The organism is Massilia sp., from assembly GCF_031995545.1.
Lineage (GTDB): Bacteria > Pseudomonadota > Gammaproteobacteria > Burkholderiales > Burkholderiaceae_D > Telluria.
In genome coordinates this window covers 1-24,356 of the sequence record NZ_DAMAGA010000052.1, presented here as the reverse complement: position 1 = coordinate 24,356, position 24,356 = coordinate 1, and the positions used below count along the sequence as shown (strand labels likewise).

Genomic DNA, 24,356 nt, shown 5'->3' with positions numbered 1-24,356 from the left:
GTCAGCCGGCACCTCCATCAAACGCCCACACTTATCGACTGTTAATTTTTAAAGAACTTTATTCGGTACTGCACTTGCTGCATCGTTGCGAATCGTTGTGTTCGTCAGCAGCAGAGAAGAGAGATTATGCGGTGTTTTGCGTACTTCGTCAACTCATCTTTTTCTACCTGTCGTTTTCGCTATCGTAAGACCGCGTTTGCGCCGGGCAGAACGAAACTATAACAAAACGATGACATTCTCCGCAAGCCCAGTTGTGTCACTACGACAGCAATCGGACTATCACCAATTGATAGATAGAGCCTATCGCAACGCTAAAATTAATTTGCTTTCTTCTGTAGATGAGAATCACTATCATTTGACTCAACAATGATTAAACGAAGTGAAGAGGAAAGCATCATGGTCGTCGCAGCGAAGAAAACCAGCCAGGTCGTCACCCACATGGCCATCGCCTTCACTATCGCCTATGTGATGACCGGTTCTGTCGTGTTCAGCGGCCTGGCGATCATCATCGAACCGATCATCAATGTTCTGCTGCTTCCCTTCCATGAACAAGCCTGGGCCGCCGTACGTGCCCGCGCTACCTCGACCAAGGATCGTTATCTGAAGATCGCTGCGGAGAAAGTCAGCCAGACCGCCATGCACATGGTGGTCGCATTTGGTGTGATGTTCGCGGCGACGGGCTCGGCCGCCGTTGGTGGGGTTGCGGCCATCCTGGAACCCGTCTGCAATGTGCTGCTGCTGCCGCTCCACGATCGGTTCTGGGACAATCTCGAATTGCGCCTTAACGGCAAGCTGAACGCCGCCTGATACATCCCCGCCTGCAGGCGGCGTGGACTGCCCAGTCCCTGCCCTCTTCGCCATAGCTCGACAAGCATGCGGCCTTGCAGTTCCGCGGAATGGCGCCGTGTCTGACACCTATCTGAAACCTAGCAAATCAAATGGGTGCGTTTGCCTGGCACGTTCAAAATACTTGCAATATTTTCAGGCAAACGTACTATCTGCTAACGAGGTAAATACGGCGCCTGGGTGCGCCGGACGCTTATCTCGACAATAGTCCAACTATAACGACGTCGTTACGATCGTCAGTTAAGGACGTAGGAGACAGCATGCTGACAGCTGCCGCAGAGCACATCAAGCGTGTCCATTCGGTCGTTCACGGGCGGCTTCTCTCTTTGCACGCCTCGCAAACACCACCGAACCGACCGCTCGATTTGGTATCGACTTCGCCTCCCGGCGGCGCTGTGGCCGATGCTGCCGTCACCAATCGGATCACACGCTCCTGGATCCGATGCCTGAACGAATACAAGCTCGATCCGGGAGCGTGCAACGATCCCGAAGTGGTGTCGCCCACCGACTTGCGCGAGCGCCAGGATCGGCTGGCCGACATGCAGGCGGTGGCCAAGGTCGAAATGGCCAACCTCTACCAGCAGCTGGCCGGCTCCGGCTACGCCATCATCCTTACCGACCGCGACGGCGTACTGCTCAATTACTTTGGCGATCCGGCATTTACCCATGCCGCCTCCAGGACCGGCCTGATGCCGGGCGCGGTCTGGAGCGAACGGGTGCAAGGCACCAACGGCATGGGCACTTGCCTGTTCGAGCAGCGCCCTGTCACCGTCCACCAGGACGAACACTACCTGTCACGCAATATCGGCCTCTCCTGCGCGGCGGCACCGATATTCGATCATGAAGGCGAGCTCGTCGCCGTGCTGGATGCGTCCGGCGAATCGCACTTGGCGCAGCAGCATACGCTGGCCCTGGTCAATATGTCGGTGCAGATGATCGAGAACCGCGTGTTTCTTCAGCAGTTCCGCCACGAATACATCCTGCGTTTCCATACGCGCTCCGAGTTCGTCGGCACCCTGAGCGAAGGCGCGATTGCGCTCAGCGTCACCGGCAAGGTATTGGCGGTGACGCGCTGCGCCCTGTTCCAGCTTGGTCTGAACGAACGCAGCGACGTCGTCGGCCGCGACATTACCGAGCTCTTCAACATTACCTTCTGCGGACTGATCGACTCCAGCGTCAAGAAGGCGTTTCATCCCGTTCCTATCTTCGAAGCCCGTAGCGGCGCGCGCTTCTTCGCGGTGATGTACCAGCCGGTCGGCTCCGCCGCGGCATCGTCCCCGGCGGCGTCGCCCGACAAGCCACATTCCATGCTGCGCGCTGGCCCGGCATCCAACACCCCGGCGCCGGCCACGTCAGCCCTCGATGCGCTGCAGCTGGGCGACCCTGCGATGGCCGCCAACATCCATACCGCCAAGCGGGTGCTGGAGCGTAACGTCGCCATCCTGCTCCAGGGAGAAACCGGCACTGGCAAGGAACGGTTTGCCCGGGCGATCCATCTGTCGAGCAATCATGCGTCCCGCCCCTTTGTGGCGATTAATTGTGCGGCAATACCGGAAGCACTGATCGAAAGCGAGCTGTTCGGCTACCGCTCGGGTGCGTTCACCGGCGCCAGTAAGGATGGCCAGCGCGGCAAGCTGCTGCAGGCCAATGGCGGCACCCTGTTCCTCGACGAAATCGGCGACATGCCGGTGGCCCTGCAGGCGCGGCTGTTGCGCGTGCTCGAGGATCGCGAGGTGACGGCGCTCGGCGGCGAAGCACCGGTCAAGCTCGATATCCACCTCATCAGCGCCACACACTGCGATCTGCAACAGAAGATCAACCACGGCGAGTTTCGCAGCGACCTGTATTACCGCCTGCAAGGATTGACGATCACGCTGCCGCCGCTGCGCGAACGCGCCGACCGTCGCGCACTCATTTGCCAGCTGGCGGATGAAGAAAGCGACGCCGGCGACCCGGTCGAACTCGATGAACATTTGCTGAACTTGCTCGAGCGGCAGCCCTGGCCCGGCAACGTGCGCCAGCTGCGCCACCTGCTGCGCACCATGATCGCGCTGCGCGAGACAGACCGGCTGACGGTCCGCGACCTGCCGGCGGAGTATCGCGCCGGCGTCATCGCCATCGGTGCGCCGGCGCCCATCGCTACCGCCGAAGGACCAATGGCCACGCCGCAACCGGAGCCGGAAGCCGACGCGCCGCTGCCCAGGCTTAATCCGTTGGAAAGCGCGGAGCGCCTGGCCCTGCTGCAGGAACTCGAGCGACGCGACTGGAACCTGAGCAGCGTGGCACGCGAGCTCGGCATCAGCCGCAATACGCTGTACCGCAAGCTGCAGCGACTGGATATCAGGCCGCGTGACAAGGCGCTGTTCCATTGACGCGGCGCCAGCAGGCCCGTTTTCGCACTGTTTCGATACTCATCACCGAACCTGTTTTCGAGCGCTGTCCTGGTCCTGTCTTCGCTGCCGTCTAGATCAAAGGTGGTCCATGCAAGCCCGTTACACCAGCACCGCCATTACCCTGCACTGGCTGCTCGCCCTGTTGCTGCTCGGCCAGTTCGCATTCGGGCTGATGCTGGAAGATATCCCGCGCGGCACGCCGGCGCGCGGTACCTACGTCAATCTGCACAAGAGCAGCGGCATCGTGATTGGCGTGCTGATTTTGCTGCGCATCGGCTGGCGCCTGACCCATCGGCCGCCCCCGCTGCCCGCCACCATGCCGGCCTGGCAGCGCCATGCCGCAAGGTTCAGCCATATTGCGCTGTACCTGTGCATGGTGGCGCTACCGCTGTCCGGCTATCTGGCGTCGAACTTCAGCCGGCATGGGGTCAAGTTCTTCAACCTGGTGCATTGGTTGCCCTGGGGGCCGGACGACAAGACCCTGTACGCGCTGTTCAATGGGGCGCACCACTTGGCTGCATTGCTGCTGGCCATATTCGTCGTACTGCATCTGCTGGCAGTAGCCAAGCACATGCTGGTCGACCGCGACGGCCTGTTGTTGCGCATGTGGCCGCAGCGCACGGGGCGCGGTGCGCGCCTGCCTTCCGACCTGTCTCCGGAGACTCGATGACCATGCAACGACCTTTATCCCTGATCGCCGCCACCTTGTTCCTGGCTGCCGTGGTGACAGTGCAGCCATCCGCAGCGCCAGCGCTGGCGCAGACTTCGGCGTCGACGGCCGCGCCGGCTGCAGCCTCGGCTCAGGCGGTTACCGCCGCGCCCGCATCGACAGCAACGGCGTCCACTGCAAAAGCGAAGCAGGCCTCGACAGCGGTATCCGCAGCAGCAGGGACAGCGGCGGCCGCAACACAGGCAGCCGCACAGAATGGCGCCGGAACACTTTTGCCAACCTCACGCTCTACCGCACCACTGGCTTATATACCGAATGAAGGCGGCGGCACGATCTCGGTCATCGATACGGCCAGCGATCAGGTCATTGCGGAACTGCCCGGCGGCAGCAAGCCGCGCGGCCTGGCGATCGGCACGGACCGGCGCTGGCTGTATGTCAGCGACCAGCCGCACAGCCGCCTGCAGCTGGTCGAGCTCGGCACGCGCAAGCTGGGGGCAACGATCGCACTGGGCGAGTCGCCCGAGGGGGTGTCGATTTCGCCGGATGGCCGCTGGGTGGTAGCGGCCCTGGAAGGCAAGAACGAAATCGCGGTGACCGATACCCGCACCAACGCCCTGGCCTTTTCGATCAAGGTGCATGGCAAGAACCCGGAGCACGCGGTGTTCAGCCCCAACGGGCGGCTGCTGTTCGTCAGCGCCGAAGAAGGTGATGCCGTCGACGTCATCGATTTCGCCAGCCGCAAACAGGTAGCCCAGGTGGCTGTCGGCGCGCGTCCGCGTGGCATCGGGTTCCTGCCTGACAGTAGCCGCGCCTATGTCGCCACCGAAAATGCGAACGAGGTGTTTGTCATCGACACCACCAGCTTCGCCGTGCTGGCGCGTGTCAAGGCCGGCCTGCGCGCCAACGGCATCGCCGTGCATCCCAGCGGACGCGAGGTGTACGTGTCGAATGGCGGCGATGCCAACGTATCGGTGATCGATACCGGCAGCAACCGGGTGGTGGCCACGATCCCGGTCGGCCAGCGCCCATGGAATATGGCCCTGACGCCGGATGGCAAGAAGCTGTATGTCGCCAACGGCCGTTCGAACAATGTGTCGGTCATCGATACGGCAAGCCGGACCAAACTACGCGATATCGCTGTCGGCAAATTGCCCTGGGGCGTGGCGATCAGGTAAGCCGCTTCAAGTCTGCGGTGGTTTGTCGGCCACTCATCCGGCCGGGCCGGATTGCATCACTATCGGCGAATTGCTCCGGGATGTGACGATCAGGTGAGCCCACGTCAGGGCGCGCCGATGTCCACACTGACGGGGCGCCGCCTGCCTGGCGCCGGCGACGGCATCATGCCGGAGCCATTCAACAGGTCCAGCACCAGGCCAGCAGGATTGTGGTCGATCGATGCATGCAGGCCGGCATACGCGGCGGTCAGGCGCGGATTCACGTCGAGCACCACGGCGCCGTGCGCCGTCAGAATGAAGTCGACGCCAACATAGCCCCACAGGCCGGGGATTGCCGCGGCCACCTGTTGGGCCAGCCGGGCGAGCATCCCGTCGTCGTCGGTCAGGCCGTTCACGATACTGCCGAGGACGTGGAAGCGGTTGTCGCGCATTGCCACCCGCTCCTGGTTGCAGGACAGCACCTGCGCCGCGCCATCGCAACAGATCAACGACAGGCTACCCGGCCTGCCCGGAACGAAAGGCTGCAGCACGTAGCCATCGGCACCGTTCGCGCGGATCCACGTCAGCGCCGCCGCGCGGTCGCTGAACAGCATGGTGTGCAGGCAGCCGGCGCCATCGTCGGGCTTGACCACCCAGGCGCCACCATCCTGTGGCATGGCGTCATGCGGACTGTAGGTAGCAGCCGTGGCGAGGCCCCCTTCGGCCAACACCTGCGCGAGCTTGAGCTTGCTCCCTGCGACCTGCACGGCGCCGGGTATGCTGCCGAGCAGGATGCGCCTGGCGCGCAGGATCTCGCGCGACAAGTGCTCCAACGCGCCGGCCGACTCGAGCGCCAGCGGCCAGACCGCATCGGCCGCCTGCAGGCAGGCGTCGAACTGGACGCCGAAGCGGCTGGCTGCCGGCTGCAGTGCGGCGCGTTCGAGCGACAGTCCGACTGCTTCCGCTGCCATGTAGGGTGGCGCCTGTTCCGCGGCCTGTACCGTGGGATGTCCCGTGGATTGTCTCGTGGGAGGTCCATCAGCGTGGCTTTTGCGGTATGCGCTGGTATGCCCTGCGGGATGGACGTTCGCGTATCGAGGAGCCTGTCCCTTGGCGGATCCTGGGGCCTGATCGACCGGATCTCGCGTGCCATGCATATGCGCATGAGCTGTCGGACGAGCTGCCGGGTCATGTACCGCATGCGTTGTCGCATGTGCAGAAGCCGAGTCCGCCACATCGGCACCAGGATCGCCGGTCATGGGCTCGGCCATGCCTGCGATCCGGCCAGGAGCGGGATCGGCAGCGATCGTCGTTACCTCGACCCCGGCCAGAGCCTCCAGGTCGGCCAACAATGTGTGCAGCATCACTTCGGCCTGTCGCCCCAGGGCTTGGGACCTTGGCCGTGTCGCTCCCCTGCCGGCAAAGGAATCGACCACGAGCACTTTCAAGCGCGCCATCGCATGCCTCCGGCTGATTCCTGCGCCCCGCGTTTTACTCAGTGTTTGCGCCCAGGTTTTGCTCAGTTCTTGCGTTCAGTTCTTTCGCCCGGTCTCGCGCTTTGCCTTGTCATCCGCTGGTTGCGAAGCGACGCTGACCAGCGTGAGCGTTTCTTCGATTTCCGGCAACGTTGCGGCGGCCGCCGTCGTGGCCGGCGCCGGACTTGCTGCGGCGGGACGTTCCTGGCTCGCCCTGCGCGCAACGGCCGGCTCTGGGGCCGCGCCGCCCTCACCGCTTCCCGCCACGGTCGTTCCCGGCTGTTGACGGTCGCGATTGGCCAGAGAACTGCGCAGCTGATACACACCGCCCGGCATCCCGTCGCTGACGATGAAGGTGTAGGTTTTGTTCACATATTGTTCGAAGCGCGCATGCATCGGATCGTCCAGATAAGGCTGGATGCGCACTGACTGCGCCTGCAGCGTCTTGCCCTGGTAGGTGATGGACTGGGTACGCACTTCGGCACTTTCCGCCAGCGCCATCCGCAAGCGCTTGCGGAAATACGCGGTCGAACCGCCCGTCAGGCGCTTCATCTCGGCGATGTCACGCTCGAGAAATCCGAGCAGCACCGGATTACCGTGGGCCTCTTCCAATGGTGGCAAATCGTGCCGGTTCTTCCCCGACAGGAAATGCAAAGTTGCACTGAGCTTTCCCTTGCTGCCGTTTACGTCGAGCCGGACCTTGTCGCTAAAGCCGGGTTCGACATTGCTGACCTTGCGAAACTCGTAGACCAGCACGGCAGGTGCCTCGATGCGGGCCAGGTGGTCGGTTTCGAACAGCAGGGTTTCGGCCTGCGACAACTTCGCCGATCCGGCTTGGGCATGGACGTAGGCCGGCGCGAGCAAGGCGAGTCCCATGCCTAGAAAAGCGGCAGCAAACCGCAAGCCCAGCCATCGGTGCAGACAGAGGCCCGCACATGCCTGCATGCTTCTCCAGCACCAGAAGGACATGCGCAAGCGCGATTGCTCAGGCGATGGCAACGGTACGGGAAGGTACATGCGTGTCCGCCTCACGGTTTATCCGACCGCTGCGAAGTGCGCAACTGTTGTCCTTGCTGGTCGAGCAAGGGGACGCCGTACTCTTCGAGAATCGCATTGATCTTGCCCTGGTTGGTCGAGATCAGGTTATCGATCCGCTGCCGGAACGCTTTGTCGGCGTGGCGCACGCCCATCGCGATGTCGAAATCGAGCTTCATGCCGGGACGCGACTGCAGCGGCACGGCGACGATCGGCGCGCTGCGGGTGGTGCGCGCGAAATAGCCGGCAATCGGCCCCCAGACGAAGGCCAGGTCGATCTTGCCGCTGGCGAGATCGCGCTCGATGATCTCGCCCGGATATTGCTCCGCATCGCCGGACTGGATCTGATACCAGTCGACCTGGTTCATGAGGTCGTTCTGCAGCAGCCAATCGGTCAGCGGCGAGGCCGTGAACACCCCGAAACGCAGCTTTCTGCGCTGGTCCGGCACCAGCGCCAGCACATCGTCCAGGTTGCGTACCCCATCCAGTCCCTTGCCGCGCCCCTTCACGTAGGCCAAAGCATAACTGGAGTGATAATAGGGATGGGTGGTGGCCGCCATTTCGAAACCGGTCGGGACGCCGGTGACCAGATCGCACTTGAACTGGTCAGATTGTTCGCGCTTGGCGCGCAGGGTATTGCGGATGAAGCCGATCCGCTGCGGGAACCAGGTGGTTTCCAGCTTCCAGCCCAGCTCCTGCGCGAACAAGGCGGCGATCTTGTTTTCGAAGCCGCTCTGCGAGCGGTGCGAGAACGGCAGGTTATTGGGGTCCTGGCAGACGCGCAGCACCTTGTCGCGTCCCGGACCGGATGCCTCGGGCGCAGCCTGTCCGGACGCTTCGGGCGCTGCCTGGGCGGCGCATGGCAGCGCCAGCCAGGCCAGCCCGAACAGCGAGCAGGCACATGCGCGCCGGAACCGGCCCATGGACGCGTCGATCAAGGCGCGTGGATATGACATGCGCGCCATGCATGCCATGTGTGCCATACTCCCCCGCCCGCGTGCCGGGATCGTCATTTGCCGATCTCCTGCAGACGTCCCGGCTGGATCGCGCCGTCCGAGCGCCCTTTCAGATAGGCATACAGATTGTCGATGTTCTCGACCACCATCTTGCTGCCGTCGAAATTCGGCATGCCCTTCTCGATGCGGCCCTTGAGGACCACTTCCTTGAACTGGTCCTTGCTGAGCACTTTCAGGCTGCCCACCAGCGACGGGCCGACCATGCCTTCCTGGGCCGCGCCATGGCAGCGCTCGCATGCCATGGCGCGCCAGGTGCGCCAGCCGCTCAGGGTCTGGGTGTCGACCTTGGTGCCGTCGCTGACCTGGTACGGCGCGCCATTGGCGCTCTGGCCGAATGCGGGGGCGGCGCAGGCGAGCGCAGCGGCCGCCATGGCTGCTGCCAGCGCGGTGTTGATACGTGTCTTCATAGCGATTCCTTGGAAAGCGGATGCCTGCAGGCCGGCGCCATGCACCGGCCTCAGCCGTCGAGGTCCACGCTGCGCCACCGATGAGGACGGCGCAGATGGAAGCAAAGCAGCTCCGCGGTTCAGCGATCAGCGGTCAGGCAGGGCGAACACGGTCAGCACGCCGCCCAGCTCGGTGTACTTGGCCAGGTCCTTGTAGCCGCCTACGGCGCCCAGGCCTTCGGTGCCCTTGGTCAGGCCGGCCGCCAGGCCGATCCCGGCCCAGCCGCCGATGCCGGACAGCACGCCGATGTACTGCTTGCCCTTGTACTCCCAGGTCGTGACGTTGCCGATGATGCCGGACGGGGTCTTGAACTTCCACAGCTCCTTGCCGTTGAGGTCGACCGCCTTGATATAGCCTTCCAGGGTGCCGTAGAACACCACGTCGCCGGCGGTGCTGAGCGCCCCGCTCCACACCGAGAAGCGTTCCGGCTTCGACCACACCATCTTGCCGGTGCCGGCATCCCAGGCGATGAAGTTACCCATGCCGCCGTGGCTGTTGGGGGCCGCATACATCGACAGGGTCGAGCCTACATACGGCTGGCCGGCGGTGTACTCGATCTGGAACGGTTCGTAGTCCATGCACACGTGGTTGGTCGGCACGTAGAACAGGCCGGTCTTGCGCGAGTAGCTGGCCGGCTGCTGGTCCTTGGTGCCCAAGGCCGAGGGGCAGACACCCTTGGTGTTCACGTCCGGCCCGTTCTTGTCGGTGCTGTACTTGGCCACCACCTGCGGGCGCCCGCTCTTCATGTCGACGTGGGTGGCCCAGTTCACCACCGGGTCATACTTTTCGGCGATCAGGAGTTCGCCGCTGACCCGGTCCATGGTGTAGGCGAAGCCGTTGCGGTCGAAATGGACCAGCGCCTTGCGCGGCTTGCCCTTGACCTTGATGTCGGCCAGGATCATTTCGTTGACGCCGTCATAGTCCCACTCGTCGTGCGGCGTCATCTGATACACCCACTTGGCCATGCCGGTGTCGAGGTCGCGCGCGAAGATCGTCATCGACCACTTGTTGTCGCCCGGGCGCTGGCGCGGATTCCAGGTGCTGGGGTTGCCGGTGCCGTAGTAGACCAGATTGGTCTCGGGATCGTAGCTGTACCAGCCCCAGGTCGTGCCGCCGCCCAGCTTCCACTGGTCGCCCTGCCAGGTCTTGAGCGAAGAATCCTTACCGATCGGCGCCATCTTGCCGTCGGTCCAGGTCATGGTCTTGTCCGGGTCGACTATTAATTCATTGTCCGGGCCGGTGCTCCAGGCTTTCCATAGGATCTTGCCGGTGTTCATGTCATGCGCGGTGATGCGGCCGCGCACGCCGAATTCGCCGCCGCTGATGCCGGTCAAGACCTTGTCCTTGAACACGTGCGGGGTGTTGGTGGTGGTTTCGCCCAGCTTGGGGTCGCCGACCTTGATCTTCCAGAGTTCGTTGCCGGTCTTGGCGTCCAGCGCCACCAGCGTGGTGTCGGCCTGCTGCAGGAAGATCTTGCCGTTGGCGTAGGCGACGCCGCGGTTGACCGTGTCGCAGCACATCACCGGGATCACGGCCGGGTCCTGCTTCGGCTCGTACTTCCAGCGGATGCTCTGGTCTTCGAGCGAAATCGCGAACACCTTGTTGGGGAACGGGCTGTGCAGATACATCGTGTCGCCGATGATCAGCGGTCCGCCCTCGTGGCCGCGCAGTACGCCGGTGGAGAAGGTCCAGGCGACGGTGAGGTTGCGCGCATTCTTGCTGTTGATCTGCTTGAGCTCGCTGTAGCGCTGATTGGCGAAGTCACCGGCCTGCATGGCCCAGACCTTGGGGTCCTTGGTCAGCCTGGCGACATCCGAATCGGCCGCCGATGCCGCTCCGGCAGCCAGCGCCAGGCAGACGCCCCAGCAGGTGAATCTGGAATGAAATGACATGGTTACGTCTCCTCGTGATTTTTTATTCGGCCACTCGCAACGTCGGTTGACGCCAGGCGTGGCCGGCTTGCCTGGCTGCTGGGTTAATGCTTCCGGTTATGTTTCACTGCGTTTGCACACATCGCTCCCGTCTATCACTGACTCGGCCACATCCGGACATCAGCGCTGCGGCACGGCGCAGGCCTTGTTGGCATTCGCCTCGATCTGCCTGAACTTGCCGGCCATGTCCTTGTTCGAAGCCGCATCGCGGAACAAGCCACCGCGCTCCCCGCCCAGGGACTGGTAGCGCAGCGCCACCGACATCGCCACGTAGTCGTCGTAGGCGAGCGCCTTGGCGATGCGGTCCACCACGCATGAGCACTTGTAGAGGTACTCCTGCTTGCCGTCGTGCTTCTGCATGCACTCGAGGACGTACTCGACCCGGCCGCTGGTCGGGAAGTCGTCGGCCTGCGCCGCCAGCGGCAGTGCCAGAAAGGCCAACATGGCCAGGGCGGCCGGCAACGGCCAACGCGATGACTTCATCCTTGTCTCCATCCTTGTTCTTCGGTAGCGGCAACGCCCGCGCAAGGCCCGCGCCATGGCGCGTCATCGGCCATACGGGGTACCTGCGCCGCTTGCTCAATCCTTGAGCACCCCGCTCTTGCGCGCCGTATGGGTCGCCATCGCATCCATCAGCGGCGGCGACAGTACGTCGTACGGCGGCAAGCCGAGCTCGTTCAGGCGCGTCCGCACTGCCCCCATGTTTTCGGGTCGTGCGCCCGACTCGATGATCGATGACACGAAGGCGGCGAATTCCGGCGGCGCCCAGCCCGGCTCGCGCGACAGCTCGGTGTGCACGAAGTCGAGGCCGTAGAAGGCGTGCTCGCGGTTCTCGATGCGGCCATACATGTGCACGCCGCACACCTGGCAGGCATGGCGCTGGATGGTGGCGCCGCTGTCGACCACCTCCAGCTTGTCGCCGTTGGCCGTCACCGTCACCTTGTCGCGGCCGACCACGGCGATTTGGGAAAACAGCGAGCCGTCCGGCTTCCAGCACTTGGTGCAGCCGCAGACGTGGTTGTGCGCCACCTGGCCGCCGATATCGACCGTGACGGTGTCGCTGGCGCAGCGGCACGACAAGGTGCCGCCCGCGAAGTCCGGCCGGGCCGGCGCAAAGCCGGCATCGACTGCCGGGTGAATCCTGACTGCATCGTTCATGACCGGTTCTCCCTGGATTGGTCCGTCGAAATGTCGTTCGTTGCTGCTTGCCGCCTGCGTGCCACCATCCGGATGCTTCAATACAGGACGACCGAGCGGATCGATTTGCCGCTCTTCATCAGCTCGAAGCCTTCGTTGATGCGCTCGAGAGGCAGCGTGTGGGTGATCAGGTCGTCGATATTGATCTTGCCGTCCATATACCAGTCGACGATCTTGGGCACGTCGGTGCGGCCGCGCGCGCCACCGAAGGCCGAGCCCTTCCACTGGCGGCCCGTCACCAGCTGGAACGGGCGGGTCGATATCTCCTGGCCGGCGGCGGCCACGCCGATGATGAAGGACTGGCCCCAGCCCTTGTGGCAGCACTCCAGCGCCTGGCGCATGACGGTGGTGTTGCCGATGCACTCGAACGAGTAATCGGCGCCGCCGTCGAGCATCTGCACGATGTGGTCGACCACGTTCGGTACCTCGTTCGGGTTGATGAAGTCGGTCATGCCGAACTTGCGCGCGATCTCGACGCGGGCCGGATTGATGTCGACCCCGACGATGCGGTTGGCGCCTACCATCCTGGCGCCCTGGATCACGTTCAGACCGATGCCGCCAAGGCCGAACACCACCACGTTGGCGCCCGCCTCCACCCCGGCCGAGAACACCACGGCGCCGACACCGGTGGTGACGCCACAGCCGATGTAGCAGGCTTTATCGAACGGCGCGTCGGGACGGATCTTGGCCAGCGCGATCTCGGGCACCACGATGTAGTTGGAGAAGGTCGAGGTGCCCATGTAGTGGTAGATCGGCTGGCCGTCGAGCGAGAAGCGCGAACTCGCATCCGGCATCAGGCCGCGGCCCTGGGTGCTGCGGATCGCCTGGCACAGATTGGTCTTGCGCGACAGGCAGAATTTGCACTGGCGACATTCGGGCGTGTACAGCGGAATCACGTGGTCGTCGCGCTGCACCGAGGTGACGCCGGCGCCGACGTCGAGCACGATGCCGGCGCCTTCATGGCCGAGGATGGCGGGGAAGATGCCTTCCGGGTCGGCCCCGGACAAGGTGTAGTAATCGGTGTGGCAAATGCCGGTGGCCTTGATTTCGACCAGCACCTCCCCGGCGCGCGGGCCTTCGAGGTCGACCTCGGCGATCGACAATGGTTCTGCGGCTTTCCAGGCGATGGCGGCTCTGCTTTTCATGGTGTCTCCGGTGGCATGGTGCGAAAGTCGTTCGGTGCGTATGCGAGTAAAGGCTCAGGACGGCGGTGCCGGCAGTCGCTCCAGCTCGTCGTCGCGGAACAGGCGCGAGCGGGTCAGGAAGCGCTTGCCGGTACCGTTATCGAGCGAGAACATGCCGCCGTTGCCGGCCACCACGTCGATGATCAGCTGGGTGTGCGCCCAGTACGCGAACTGTTCGCCGCCGATATAGAACGGCGTGCCGTCGATGGCGCCCAGCCGCACGTCGGACTCGCTGACGCTGAACTCGTCCAGCGGATAGCACATCGGCGCGCTGCCGTCGCAGCAGCCGCCGGACTGGAAAAACATCAGCGGGCCGTGCCGGCTGCGCAATTCGCCGAGGAAGGCGCGCGCCGCCTCAGTGGCGCAGACCCGCTCGGGCACGCTGGTGTCGATGCGCTGTTCCATGACGCCGGCCTTCAAAAGAATCCCAGCGGCTTGGCGCTGTAGCTGACCAGGAGGTTCTTGGTCTGCTGGTAGTGATCGAGCATCATGCGGTGGTTCTCGCGTCCGATGCCGGATTGCTTGTAGCCGCCGAAGGCCGCGTGCGCCGGATACAGGTGGTAGCAGTTGGTCCAGACCCGGCCGGCGCGAATCGCGCGGCCCATGCGGAAGGCGCGCGATCCGTCGCGGGTCCAGATGCCGGCGCCCAGGCCGTACAGGGTGTCGTTGGCCAGCGCCAGCGCTTCGGCTTCATCCTTGAAGGTGGTGACCGAGACCACCGGGCCGAAGATCTCTTCCTGGAAGATGCGCATCTTGTTGTGGCCCTTGAATACGGTGGGCTGCACGTAGTAGCCGTCTTCGAAGTCGCCGTCCAGCTTGTTGCGCGCGCCGCCAGCCAGCACTTCGGCGCCTTCCTGGCGGCCGATGTCGAGGTAGGACAGGATCTTCTCCAGCTGCTCTTGCGAGGCCTGGGCGCCGATCATGGTCGACGGGTCGAGAGGATTGCCCTGCCTGACCGCACCGACCCGCGCCAGCGCGCGCTCGATGAAGCGCTCGTAGATCGATTCCTGCACCAGCACGCGCGAGGGACAGGTACAGACTTCGCCCTGGTTCAGCGCGAACATGGCGAAGCCTTCCAGGCACTTGTCGAGGAAATCGTCGTCCGCCGCCATCACGTCGTCGAAGAAGATGTTCGGCGACTTGCCGCCCAGTTCGAGTGTGACCGGGATCAGGTTCTGCGCCGCGTAGCCCATGATCAGGCGGCCGGTGCCGGTCTCGCCGGTGAAGGCGATCTTGGCGATGCGCTTGTTCGAGGCCAGCGGTTTGCCGGCTTCGAGGCCGAAGCCGTTGACGATGTTGAGCACGCCCGGCGGCAGCAGGTCGCCGATCAGTTCGGCCAGCACCATGATCGAAGCCGGTGTCTGCTCGGCGGGTTTCAGCACCACGCAGTTGCCGGCGGCCAGCGCGGGGGCCAGCTTCCAGACCGCCATCAGGATCGGGAAGTTCCAGGGAATGATCTGGCCGACCACGCCCAGCGGCTCGTGCAGGTGATAGGCGTAGGTGTCATTGTCGATGTGCGAGATCGATCCTTCCTGGGCGCGGATGCAGCCGGCGAAATAGCGGAAGTGGTCGATCGCCAGCGGCAGGTCGGCGGCGGTGGTTTCGCGGATCGGCTTGCCGTTGTCGATGGTTTCGGCGGTGGCCAGCATGGGCAGGTTCTGCTCCATGCGGTCGGCGATGCGGTTCAGGATGTTGGCGCGCTCGGCCGGCGAGGTGCGGCCCCAGCTTTCCGCGGCGGCATGGGCGGAGTCGAGGGCGAGTTCGATGTCTTCGGCACCCGACCTCGCCACTTCGCAAAATGGTTGGCCGGTGATCGGGGTGATGTTGGCGAAGTACTCGCCCTTGACCGGGGCCACGAATTCGCCGCCGATGTAGTTGTCGTAGCGCTGGCGGAACGGGTTGGTGACGCCGAGTTTGTTGATGTCTGCGAGATTCATGGTGTCCTCATTCTGTTGCCGCGATGTGAGGCGCGGCGCTGGAGGTTGACTGCGCAATGTCAGCTATCGCAAGGGCCGTGCCAGCGCAGCTGCACTGGAGGCTGGTGCACATGGATGCGTAGCGGACGCTCCGGATTCGCAACAGGTGTCCCGCCGATTGCGCCATCGCGGTACAGGTGTTCTCTATTGCGTCCATCGCTGTTCAGCCGTTCAGAAGCGGTAGCGCAGGCCGGCCACGACAATGCGCGGCGCGCCAGGCGCAACGAAGCGCGCGTTTTCGGCGTCGCCCGGCTGTTCGTGCGGCCGGATCAGGTGGCCGTGCGGGAACAGGTCGGGCGCCACCGCGCCGAAGGTTTCGTAGCGCCGGTCGAGCACGTTGCTGACGCGTGCGAACAGCTCCCAATTGTGTGACGGCCGATAGCTGGCGCGCAGCGTCAGCAGACCGTGCCCGGGAATGCGCCAGTCGGCGCGCTGCGGTTCGTCGTCCTCGTCTTCGATGTCCTCGGTCAGGCCGTCCTCGTTGCCTTGCGTGACCAGGTGCGACACCAGGTACAGGTCGGCGCCGATGCTCAGCTGCGGCGTGAGCGCCCAGTCCAGCGCCAGCTTGCCGGTGTGGCGCGGCAGGCCGGCGATGCGGGTGCCGCGCCCCACGGTGACGTTGCGCGCGCCGGTGAACAGTTCGCCGTCGGCGTCGTATTCCGCTTCCAGATAGCTGTAGGAAAACTGCAGGCCGAAACGTCCGAACTGGCGGCTCAGCGCGGCGTCCAGGCCCTGGCGCCGGGTGCGCTCGAAGTTGGCGAAATAACCCTGGCGCGAGGGCGCGCTGAGGAACAGGATGTCGTCGTCGTTGACGGTGCGGTGCAGCGACAGCGAATAGCTGCCGCTGTCGCTGCCCTGGCCCAGGCGGCCGCGCAGACCGGCCTCCACGGTGCGCGCCACCACCTGCTTCAGGTAGGGATCGGCCTGCAGACCGACCGGCAGCCGACAGGGATTTTCTGGATCAGCGCAGCCGAGCTCGATCACGGTCGGCACCCGGTTGCTCTGGGCGATGTTGGCGAACAGCGTTGCCCCGGACCCGAGGCGGTGGGTCAGGCCGAGCGACGGATTCACGCGCGTGTAGGTGAAGCTTTCGGTGGGCTGGGGACCGTCGTCGTTGGTTAGCGTATTGGTCACGCGGGCGCGGTTGTAGCGCACGCTGGCGGTCAGCTGCGTGTTGGCGCCCAGGGCGGTGCTGGTCGCCAGATACACGCCGTAGGTGCGCGATTTACCGTGCACGCCGGAAAAGAATTCGATCTCCTCGTCCGGGTCGCCAATGGTTTCGCGCCCGGGCGTCATGAAGGCTTCTTGTTCGTACTGGGCGTAGTCGACGTCGCTGCGGTCGAACGTGGCGCCGATGTCGTAGCGGACGATGCCGCGCCGGGCGCTGAAGGCGAGGCTGGCGCCGTGGCTGTCCTGGCGTGTGCTGGTGGTGTTCATCACGCCCGTGTGTAGGGCGGCGCCTTCGTCGCGCGTGAAGCCGCACGACGGTTCCGCGGGCGAGCCGTCGCTCTCGAAGCCGTCTTCGCAATCCTCGACGTATTCGTCGTAGTCCTCGTTGACGTCGCCGTTGACGGTGTCGCGCCGGCTGTTGCGGGCATAGGCCACGGCGCTCAGCTGGCTGTCGCTGCCGAAGCGTTGCGTGAAATTGAGTGTGCCCTGCACCAGCCGGTTGCGGGTGGTGTCGGGATAGGTGTAGACGGCGCGCCGGTTGTCGCCATACAGCAGGTCGGGCAGCAGGCCGTTGCCGAGCAGGCGGCTGCGTCCGCCCAGCAGCGATGCGCTCCAGTCGGTGTCGGCTTGCGAGCGCCCTAGTTTGACGAAGACATTGCCCAGGCGCCCGGGCGAATGCTCGCGCCAGCCGTCGTCGTCGAACAGGGTGGTGCCGATGAAGCCATGCCAGCCGCCGGCGCCTTGCCAGCCATAGGCCAGGTCGGCGCGGCGCCGGCCCTCGTCGCTCACCGAGAGGTCGGCTTCGAAGCCGGGATGGGTCTGGCCGGACTTGGTGGTGAAAGCGAGCGCGCCGCCGAGCGTGCTCAGGCCGTACAGGGGATTGGCGCCGGGGATCAGGACCACGCTGCCGATCGCGGCTTCGGGCACCATGTCCCAGTTGATGACGTCGCCGAACGGCTCGTTGACGCGCACGCCGTCGAGATAGACCGACAGCCCTTGCGAACTGCCCAGCACGGGCGAGGCGCGAAAGCCGCGGAAGGTGATGTCGTTCTGGAACGGGCTGCCCGAGACTTCGTTGACGTTGACGCCGCTCAGGGTGCGTGACATGAATTCGGCCAGGTTTTCACCGCCGGACTTGCGGACCGTCTTGTCGTCGGCCGCCTGCACCGGATACGGCAGCAGTTCGCGGTCGATGCCGAGGCCGTAGAGGGGGGCGATGCCGACGATCTCGACCTTGGCGAGCGGGGCGGCGGCAACCTCGGGATCGGCCAGGGCGCAGGGCGACAGCAGCATCGCCAGCAGCAGGGGTCGATGGCGGATCTGTCTCGTGCGCCAGCGCGGAAGTTGCCGGCGGCCCGGCCAAGCTGTGGCGGAAATGGCGTTGCCTGACGTCCCGAACGTCTCTTTCATCGTGGTCCCCTGTTGTGGTCTTGTGAGGCTGGACCAGCAAAGGGCGTGCCAGACCCATACGTCAGGGAGGCAGGTGGAGCAGATGTTCAATAACTGAACAGTTGCGACAGGGATGTGTGCCAGGTGGTGCTGCGCGAGCGATACAGCGGTGGAACAGTGCTCACTTTTTGCGCAGCCCGCGCAACCATGTCGGCAGCAGGTTGAACAGGCGCACCGTCAGATGCAGCTGCCACGGAAAGACGCAGCGCGCGGCGCGCCGCTCGATGGCCGCGCTCATGTGCCGCACCGCGTCCGCCTCGGACTGCAGCCAGGGCTTGGCGCCGGCGTCGCCGCCATTCAATTCGCGCAGGCGCGCGGTGTCCACGTAACCTGGCACCAGCGTGGTGACCGCGATGCCGAACGGCGCCAGCGCCTTGCGGTAGGTCTCGCAGATCGCGATCGCGGCGCGCTTGCTGGCGCTGTACAGCGAATTGTCAGGATAGTCTTTCAGCAGGCCGGCGATCGAGGCCACCGCGACCAAGTGGCCATGGCCCTGCTGTCGCATCAATTCCGCCGCGGTATCGAAGGCCTGCACCAGGCCGACGATATTGGTCTGCACCAGGATTGGTCCGAGCGCCGGCTGCGCCGCCAGGCCGGCGGCATCGGCATACTGGCCAGCCACCACGATCAGCATGTCCAGGCCATCGCGGCCGAAATCGTGGATCGCTTGGCGCGCGGCGTCGGTGTCGGCGATGTCGAAGCCATACACGCTGACGCGCGGACTGCTTGCCAGCGCGTGTCCCTGCAGGCGCCGCGGGTCGCGTCCGCACAGCGCCAGTTGCGCGCCTTGCGCGGCGTAGCGCCCGGCCAGGGCCAGGCCGATGCCGCTCGTGCCGCCAATGATCATGATCCTCATATTTTTTCACCCATCATGGCCGCCGTGCCCTTGCGATAGCCGTAGTCCCACTGCGCGCGCACCTGCGCCCCATAGGCCGCGTGCGACGCGGGCACGGCCAGGCCAATCCGGTTGCGGCGCCAGTCGATACGCTTGCCGATGCCGTGGCCGCGCAGGGCTTGCGCCATGTCGCGGGTATCGACCCAGGCATCTGCGTGCAGGCCGTGCACGTGGCGCAGGCGCGCCGCGCCGTCGATGCCGAATACCGCGCGCAGCGCCGGCGCGGCCAGCCAGGGATTGAACGGCATCTTGCGTTCCATGATCACGTTGCGTGCCAGGTGGTGCGCGAGTTCGAGCGGGAACAGGTCGATCACGCCCCCGCTGTAGTGCCGGCCCTGGCTGGCGTGGCTGGCGAAGTAGAACATGTCGGCGACCGAACTACGCACCGCGTCGTGCAGCGACTCCGTGCTGTCCACCTCCAGGCGCGGCGCCACCGCGCCGGCGCTCCAGCGCGGATCGGCGGCCGGTGCCTCGCGGCCGTCCAACAACCGCGCCGCGCGCGGGGGACAGAACACGGTCTGGACGAACAGCGGCCGGTCACCGCGCGCCGCGCCCACGTCGCCTGGACCGAACAGCAGCCGGGCGCCGACGATGGCCAGCGCCGGTGCGCCAGCTGCAGGCTGTGGCGGCAGGGGCAAAGTCGCGGGCAGCTCGAATAGGTAATCCCGGAACAGGTCGGGAATGCGCGGCGCCGGGGTGTGCCCCAGCCAGCGCCGCGCGGCACCGGCTACCGTGCGCAGCGGCGTGGCATGCGGTGTGGATTGGACTGCGCACAGGAAGCGGTACATCGCGGGCGAGGCCGCCCACTCCAGGCGTGCCCGCGCATCCGGTGCGCCGGCGATGATGGCGGCGGCAATCGCTCCGCCGCAGGTGGCCAGCAGCACGTCCGGCGCGCGGTTCTGCTCTTCCAGCGCGGCGTGCGCGCCGAGGTAATAGCCGAAGCGGAAGCCGCCACCGGCCAGCACCAGGCAGCGCGCGTACTGTTCATGATTCTTCATCAGATGCATAATGCACAAATGCAAGAGCTACCACAAGTCGCACGGCCGAACACCCTGGTTACAGGGCCGGCCATGCGCCATCGCCTGCTGCACCTGGCGCTGAACTGGGCGGTGTTCAGCCTGTGCTATCCGCTGGCCAATCTGCTGGCGCATCGGCAGCAGACCGCACGCAGCCTGGCAGTCGCACTCGATGGCGCGGTTCCCTTCGTGCCGTGGATGGTGCTGCCGTATGCGAGTTCCGGACTGCTCTTCACGCTGCTGTTCTTCGCGGTGCGCACGCATGAGCAGCTGCGCGTGGCCAGCCGCCGGCTGCTGCTGGCGACTTGCCTCGCCTGCCTGGTGTTCGTGATGATGCCGGCCCGGTTCGGGTTCGAACGACCGGCGGTGGATGGCTGGCTGACCGCGGCGCTGTTCTCCTGGCTCGACCTGGTCGATCAGCCGTATAACCAGTTCCCGTCGCTGCACGTGGCGTATTGCGTGATCTTCTGGCTCACGTTCAAGCCGCTGTGCGGCGGCGCGCTGGGCATCGCGCTGGCGGGATGGCTGCTGCTGGTCGGGGCCAGCACGGTGTTCACCTGGCAGCATCACCTGCTTGACGTCGGCGGCGGTCTGCTACTGGGCCTGCTGGTGGCGTGGCTGGTGCGGCCGGGCACGACGCGCCGTCACGGCGTCACTTTTTACTATGCGATCGGCGCAGCGTTACTGGCCCTGGTCGGCGTCGGGGCGTTGGGCAACTGGCTGGCGGCGTATGGCGTGGCCTGCCTGTTGCTGGTGGCCGCGGCCTATCATGCGCGGCGCGCCGACTTCCTGCGCAAGCAGGCGGGAAGGCATCCGCTGCGCGCGTGGCTGCTGTTCTGGCCCTACCTGGCCGGCTATCGCCTGACCTGGATGCTGGTGCGCTGGCGCGAACGGCGCAAGCCCGCGTTCACGCAGCAAGTGCCCGGGCTGTGGGTCGGCCGCCGCCTGAGCCGCGTCGAAGCGGCCCTGCTGCCACCTGGCTGCGCGGTCATCGACCTGTCCGCCGAACTGCCGGAATCCATAGCCCTGCGCGGCGCCGGTTATCGTCACTTTCCGCTGCTCGACCTGCAGGCGCCGCAGCCGGGACAGCTGCGCCAGGTACTGGCGGCGGTCGCCGACGTGCACGGCGCCGGCAAACCTGTCTACATCCACTGCGCCATGGGCTACAGCCGCAGCCGGCTGGTCGCCCGCCTCTATCTACGAAAGCTCCAGACATGTCGATCTCGATCTATCAGCTGAAACCACGCTTCCAGCAGTTGCTGCGTCCCGGCCTTGCTGCCCTGGCACGCGCCGGCGTCACGCCCAACCAAGTCACACTGGGCGCGATGCTGCTGTCGCTGGTGTATGGCGTCTGTCTTGCGCTGTGGCCGGAGCGGGCCGCGCTCTGGTATGGGCTGCCGGCGTTCCTGCTGCTGCGCATGGCATTGAATGCGATCGACGGCATGCTGGCCACGGCGACCGGCAACAAGACGCCGCTCGGCGCCCTGCTCAACGAGCTGTGCGATCAGGTGTCGGACGCCGCGCTTTATCTGCCGTTCGCACTGGCGGTAGGCTTGTCGCCGGCGCTGGTGGTGGGCGTGGTGCTGGCGGCGCTGCTGGCGGAATTCGCCGGCGTGCTGGCGCAGTCGATCGGCGCCCCGCGCGGCTTCGAAGGGCCGATGGGCAAGAGCGACCGCGCCTTCGCCTTCGGCCTGATCGCGCTGCTGATCGGCGCCAGCGTGGCGCCGATCTGGCCGAATGGCCTGCTGGTGCTGGTGCTGCTGCTGTCGGCGCTGACCGTATTCAACCGCCTGCGCCGGGCGCTGCGTCTTTCCGTGCCAGCGACACGGTGAAGATGCCCTCGGTACCGATCGCGGTATCGATCTTGCACGCACCGGCCAGGGCCACCAGGCCATCCATCTCGGCTTGCGGGCGCGGACGCATCTTCCACGGCAGGCCGCGGTGGTTCACCAGCGTGTAGGCGATCATGTCCAGCTGCGGATGCCAGGGCTGGGCGGTGTAGATCAGGTAGCCGCCCGGACGCAGGCTGCGCACCACGCCCTGCAGCGAAGCGAGCACCTGGCCGTTGTCGCTGAACAGCTCATACAGGCCGGATACGACCGCGATGTCGTAGCGACCTTCGTGGCCGGCGTAACTGTCGGCACTGAAGGCGTCGGCCAGTTCGACCACTACCTGCAGCTTCAGTTGCAGCTCCTGCGCCAGGCGGCGCGCGTTGTCGACGTTGTACTGCATGTAGTCGCGCAGCACGACCTCGATGCGGCGGTCCTGGAAACGCTTGACCGTCTCGAGCACATAGCGCGCCGAGCCGGAGGCGATGTCGAGGATGCGCAGCGGCTCGTTTTGCAGATGAACTTGCGGGTGAGCCGCAATGCGCTCGGCCAGCATGTGCTGCAGCTGCGCCTTGCGTACGCGTACGCCGCGCCAGCCGACGGCGTCCAGGTAGCCGCGGTCGATGAACTTGCCGATGCCCAGCCGGCCGCCGGCCTGGTTGCGGTACACATAGTCGAGCGACTCGCCGGAGTCGAATCCGTTTTTGAGGCCGATGCGCATGCCGTCGCTGAGCGGGCCGAGCACGCCCAGCATGCGGCGCTGCAGGCCGAACCAGGCGCGCGTTGCAGCGTTGCCGGTCTGGTTGCTTTCCAGTGCCGCGTAGGCGCGCGCGGTATGGCCGTCGCGGTCGGCCTGCAGGTAGTGCGCCGGCTCGAGCGGCATGCTCTCGAAGCAGTTGGCGATGAAGTCGCGGCTGGCCTGCATCGCCACGCCCGTGTCGCGTTCGTAGAAGACGGCGTGGTAGCAGTCGTCGATGCGCACATAACGCTTCAAGGGAGAACTGAGCTTGTCGAAGAAGCGGCGCTGCGGCGCTTCGTGCACCACGTAGTCCTTGTCCGCGGCCAGCATCAGCACCGGCACGTCGATCGCCGCGGCATCCTCGACGATGCGCTGCGCGGTGTCGTTCAGTTCGAGCAGGATCCTGGCCGAGATGCTTTTCGCGATCAGGGGATCGGCGGCGTAGGCGGCAGCTTCGGCGTCCGAGTGGGTCAGCATGCCGGGACGGATATAGCTGGTCACGAACAGCTCGGGCTTGAAGCGGCGCGCGAAGCGCAGTGCGGGCTTGGCCAGCGGGACGTACAGCTTGATGCTGAAGGCGGCGGCCGCCATCACCAGGCCGCGGATGCGCGGCGCGTAGTCGTGCACCCAGGTCGCGGCCACCACGGCGCCGACGCTGTTGGCCACCACGACGATGTCTTCGGGCGCGATGCCGTATTGGGTGTTCAGGTGGCGCACGAAGCAATCGAGGTCGTCCACCAGGGTGGCGAAACCGGGCGCGTCGCCGCGTTCGCCCGGCGAGTAGCCGTGGCCGCGGGCGTCGTAGGCGAAGGCCCAGTCGTGCTGGCGGCCGAAGCGCTCGACCAGCGTGGCGATGCGGCCGGAATGTTCATGCCCGCGGTGCAGGAAGACCAGGGCACGTGGCTTGCGGCCGTCCGGCGCCGACAGCGGCTTCCAGGCGCGGTAGAACAGGCGCGTGCCGTCGTTGCCATTGAAGCCGGATTCGATCGTGGTCCAAGCCAGGGGGTGCTCGAGTTTCATGACGTTCCTTATTCGGCGCTGCGTAGCAGGCAGTACAGCAAGGGGGCGGTGAGGACCAGGCTGTCGACCCGGTCGAGAATGCCGCCGTGACCCGGGATCAGGGCGGAGAAATCCTTGACGCCGAGACGGCGCTTGGCGGCGGAGAACAGCAAATCGCCGGCGAAACCGGCGCAGGACAGCAGCAGGCCGTATAGCGACAAGGTCGGCGCATCGGCCAGGCCGAGGTAGCTGCCGAGGGTGAGGCTGACGAGCTGCGAGACGGCAATGCCGCCGAACAGGCCTTGCCAGGTCTTGTTCGGGCTGACGGTGGGGGCGATGCGGTGCCGGCCGAACAGTTTGCCGGAGATGAACTGGGCGATGTCGTTGAGTGCGGTCAGGATGAATAGGTGGAACAGCCAGGCCAGATTCAGGCGCGGGCCATAGGGCAAGGTGGAAAACGCGGCCAGTATGAGCATTGCGCCGATGGTGGCGCAGGCCAGCAGCAGAATCAGCGGACGGTCGGCACGGTGCTGCCAGTAGGGGCGTAGTTCGGCGGCGGCGAGCAGACAAATTAAGGCTGCCAGGACCGGGATACCGAAAGGATAAGTCAGCAGGGCCAAGCTGACCAATGGGAAAATGCGCCACCAAGCGTTGATCTGGTCGCTCAGCATACCGGGCGCCGCGTTGCGCGTGGCGAATTTGACCGATAACGAGGCGGTGGCCAGCAAAGCATAGAACGCCGACATGGCAATGGCGATCGAAGTGCCTGCTTCGAAGAATGGAAACATCGGAGCCGGGTGAGTTGCAGTCGGTAGATTATATAGAGATACCGACTCGCAAAACTCACCGAAAATCGCACCGGCGATATTCTGGAATTCCAAATGCAAAAAAGCCCGCTCAGATCACTGAGCGGGCTTTTTCATATAACTAGCCTG

General features: G+C 65.2%; 21 protein-coding genes. 6 read left to right on the top strand and 15 right to left on the bottom strand.

Going from position 1 to position 24,356, the window contains the following annotated elements:
• Positions 1-396 precede the first annotated feature (396 nt).
• The 4 genes from RTQ83_RS22580 (at position 397) to RTQ83_RS22565 (ending at position 5,084) form a co-directional block, all read left to right on the top strand.
• Positions 397-807: a DUF2061 domain-containing protein gene (locus tag RTQ83_RS22580; RefSeq protein ID WP_312519779.1), complete on the top strand. Its 411-nt coding sequence runs from the start codon at positions 397-399 to the stop codon at positions 805-807.
• Positions 808-1,241: 434 nt separating this feature from the next.
• A complete protein-coding gene (locus RTQ83_RS22575) occupies positions 1,242-3,218 on the top strand; it encodes a sigma-54-dependent Fis family transcriptional regulator (protein WP_312519776.1) in 1,977 nt (658 codons plus the stop codon).
• Positions 3,219-3,327: 109 nt separating this feature from the next.
• Positions 3,328-3,909 carry a cytochrome b gene (locus RTQ83_RS22570; protein WP_312519773.1) on the top strand — a complete coding sequence of 194 codons (582 nt, stop codon included), beginning with the start codon at positions 3,328-3,330 and terminating at the stop codon, positions 3,907-3,909.
• A 35-nt stretch (positions 3,910-3,944) separates the two neighbouring features.
• The gene (locus tag RTQ83_RS22565) at positions 3,945-5,084 is read left to right on the top strand and encodes a beta-propeller fold lactonase family protein (protein ID WP_312519771.1); all 1,140 of its coding nucleotides are present in this window, start codon (positions 3,945-3,947) and stop codon (positions 5,082-5,084) included.
• Positions 5,085-5,188: 104 nt separating this feature from the next.
• Here RTQ83_RS22565 and RTQ83_RS22560 read toward each other — a convergent pair whose 3' ends face one another.
• The 13 genes from RTQ83_RS22560 to RTQ83_RS22500 form a co-directional block, all read right to left on the bottom strand.
• Entirely contained in the window at positions 5,189-6,034 is an 846-nt protein-coding gene (locus RTQ83_RS22560) for an ATP-grasp domain-containing protein (RefSeq protein ID WP_312519768.1), read from the bottom strand.
• 561 nt (positions 6,035-6,595) lie between these two features.
• Positions 6,596-7,555, bottom strand: a complete 960-nt coding sequence (locus RTQ83_RS22555) for a hypothetical protein (protein ID WP_312519765.1) — start codon at positions 7,553-7,555, stop codon at positions 6,596-6,598.
• 11 nt (positions 7,556-7,566) lie between these two features.
• Positions 7,567-8,529, bottom strand: a complete 963-nt coding sequence (locus RTQ83_RS22550; RefSeq protein WP_312519762.1) for a quinoprotein dehydrogenase-associated putative ABC transporter substrate-binding protein — start codon at positions 8,527-8,529, stop codon at positions 7,567-7,569.
• A 53-nt stretch (positions 8,530-8,582) separates the two neighbouring features.
• Positions 8,583-8,996 (bottom strand): cytochrome c, encoded by a 414-nt coding sequence (locus RTQ83_RS22545; RefSeq protein ID WP_312519759.1) that lies wholly within the window; start codon positions 8,994-8,996, stop codon positions 8,583-8,585.
• 126 nt (positions 8,997-9,122) lie between these two features.
• On the bottom strand, positions 9,123-10,928 hold the full coding sequence (locus tag RTQ83_RS22540; RefSeq protein WP_312519757.1) for a methanol/ethanol family PQQ-dependent dehydrogenase: 1,806 nt from the start codon (positions 10,926-10,928) through the stop codon (positions 9,123-9,125).
• 159 nt (positions 10,929-11,087) lie between these two features.
• Positions 11,088-11,450 carry a hypothetical protein gene (locus RTQ83_RS22535; protein WP_312519754.1) on the bottom strand — a complete coding sequence of 121 codons (363 nt, stop codon included), beginning with the start codon at positions 11,448-11,450 and terminating at the stop codon, positions 11,088-11,090.
• 96 nt (positions 11,451-11,546) lie between these two features.
• Positions 11,547-12,125 carry an S-(hydroxymethyl)glutathione synthase gene (gene gfa / locus RTQ83_RS22530; protein WP_312519751.1) on the bottom strand — a complete coding sequence of 193 codons (579 nt, stop codon included), beginning with the start codon at positions 12,123-12,125 and terminating at the stop codon, positions 11,547-11,549.
• Between the two features lie 77 nt (positions 12,126-12,202).
• Positions 12,203-13,309 carry an S-(hydroxymethyl)glutathione dehydrogenase/class III alcohol dehydrogenase gene (locus tag RTQ83_RS22525; protein WP_312519748.1) on the bottom strand — a complete coding sequence of 369 codons (1,107 nt, stop codon included), beginning with the start codon at positions 13,307-13,309 and terminating at the stop codon, positions 12,203-12,205.
• Positions 13,310-13,363: 54 nt separating this feature from the next.
• The gene (locus tag RTQ83_RS22520) at positions 13,364-13,753 is read right to left on the bottom strand and encodes a DUF779 domain-containing protein (RefSeq protein WP_312519746.1); all 390 of its coding nucleotides are present in this window, start codon (positions 13,751-13,753) and stop codon (positions 13,364-13,366) included.
• A gap of 11 nt (positions 13,754-13,764) precedes the next feature.
• Positions 13,765-15,285, bottom strand: a complete 1,521-nt coding sequence (gene adh / locus RTQ83_RS22515; protein ID WP_312519744.1) for an aldehyde dehydrogenase — start codon at positions 15,283-15,285, stop codon at positions 13,765-13,767.
• Between the two features lie 210 nt (positions 15,286-15,495).
• Positions 15,496-17,904: a TonB-dependent receptor gene (locus tag RTQ83_RS22510; RefSeq protein ID WP_312519741.1), complete on the bottom strand. Its 2,409-nt coding sequence runs from the start codon at positions 17,902-17,904 to the stop codon at positions 15,496-15,498.
• A gap of 160 nt (positions 17,905-18,064) precedes the next feature.
• A complete protein-coding gene (locus tag RTQ83_RS22505; protein ID WP_312519738.1) occupies positions 18,065-18,799 on the bottom strand; it encodes an SDR family NAD(P)-dependent oxidoreductase in 735 nt (244 codons plus the stop codon).
• Complete coding sequence (locus RTQ83_RS22500; protein WP_312519735.1) at positions 18,796-19,836, bottom strand: patatin-like phospholipase family protein; 1,041 nt, start codon at positions 19,834-19,836, stop codon at positions 18,796-18,798. Before RTQ83_RS22500 ends, RTQ83_RS22505 begins: the two co-directional genes overlap by 4 nt.
• Positions 19,837-19,908: 72 nt before the next feature.
• On the opposite strand from RTQ83_RS22500, the gene RTQ83_RS22495 reads away from it, so the two are divergent.
• Together RTQ83_RS22495 and RTQ83_RS22490 are read left to right on the top strand one after the other, a co-directional pair.
• Entirely contained in the window at positions 19,909-21,093 is a 1,185-nt protein-coding gene (locus RTQ83_RS22495) for a phosphatase PAP2 family protein (protein WP_312519733.1), read from the top strand.
• The gene (locus RTQ83_RS22490; protein ID WP_312519731.1) at positions 21,069-21,686 is read left to right on the top strand and encodes a CDP-alcohol phosphatidyltransferase family protein; all 618 of its coding nucleotides are present in this window, start codon (positions 21,069-21,071) and stop codon (positions 21,684-21,686) included. The genes RTQ83_RS22495 and RTQ83_RS22490 overlap by 25 nt, the downstream gene beginning before the upstream one ends.
• Here the strand turns inward: RTQ83_RS22490 and RTQ83_RS22485 are convergent.
• Both RTQ83_RS22485 and RTQ83_RS22480 read right to left on the bottom strand, forming a co-directional pair.
• A complete protein-coding gene (locus tag RTQ83_RS22485; RefSeq protein ID WP_312519729.1) occupies positions 21,637-23,442 on the bottom strand; it encodes a bifunctional alpha/beta hydrolase/class I SAM-dependent methyltransferase in 1,806 nt (601 codons plus the stop codon). The genes RTQ83_RS22490 and RTQ83_RS22485 overlap by 50 nt on opposite strands.
• A gap of 8 nt (positions 23,443-23,450) precedes the next feature.
• On the bottom strand, positions 23,451-24,209 hold the full coding sequence (locus tag RTQ83_RS22480) for a phosphatidate cytidylyltransferase (RefSeq protein WP_312519727.1): 759 nt from the start codon (positions 24,207-24,209) through the stop codon (positions 23,451-23,453).
• Positions 24,210-24,356: the final 147 nt, after the last annotated feature.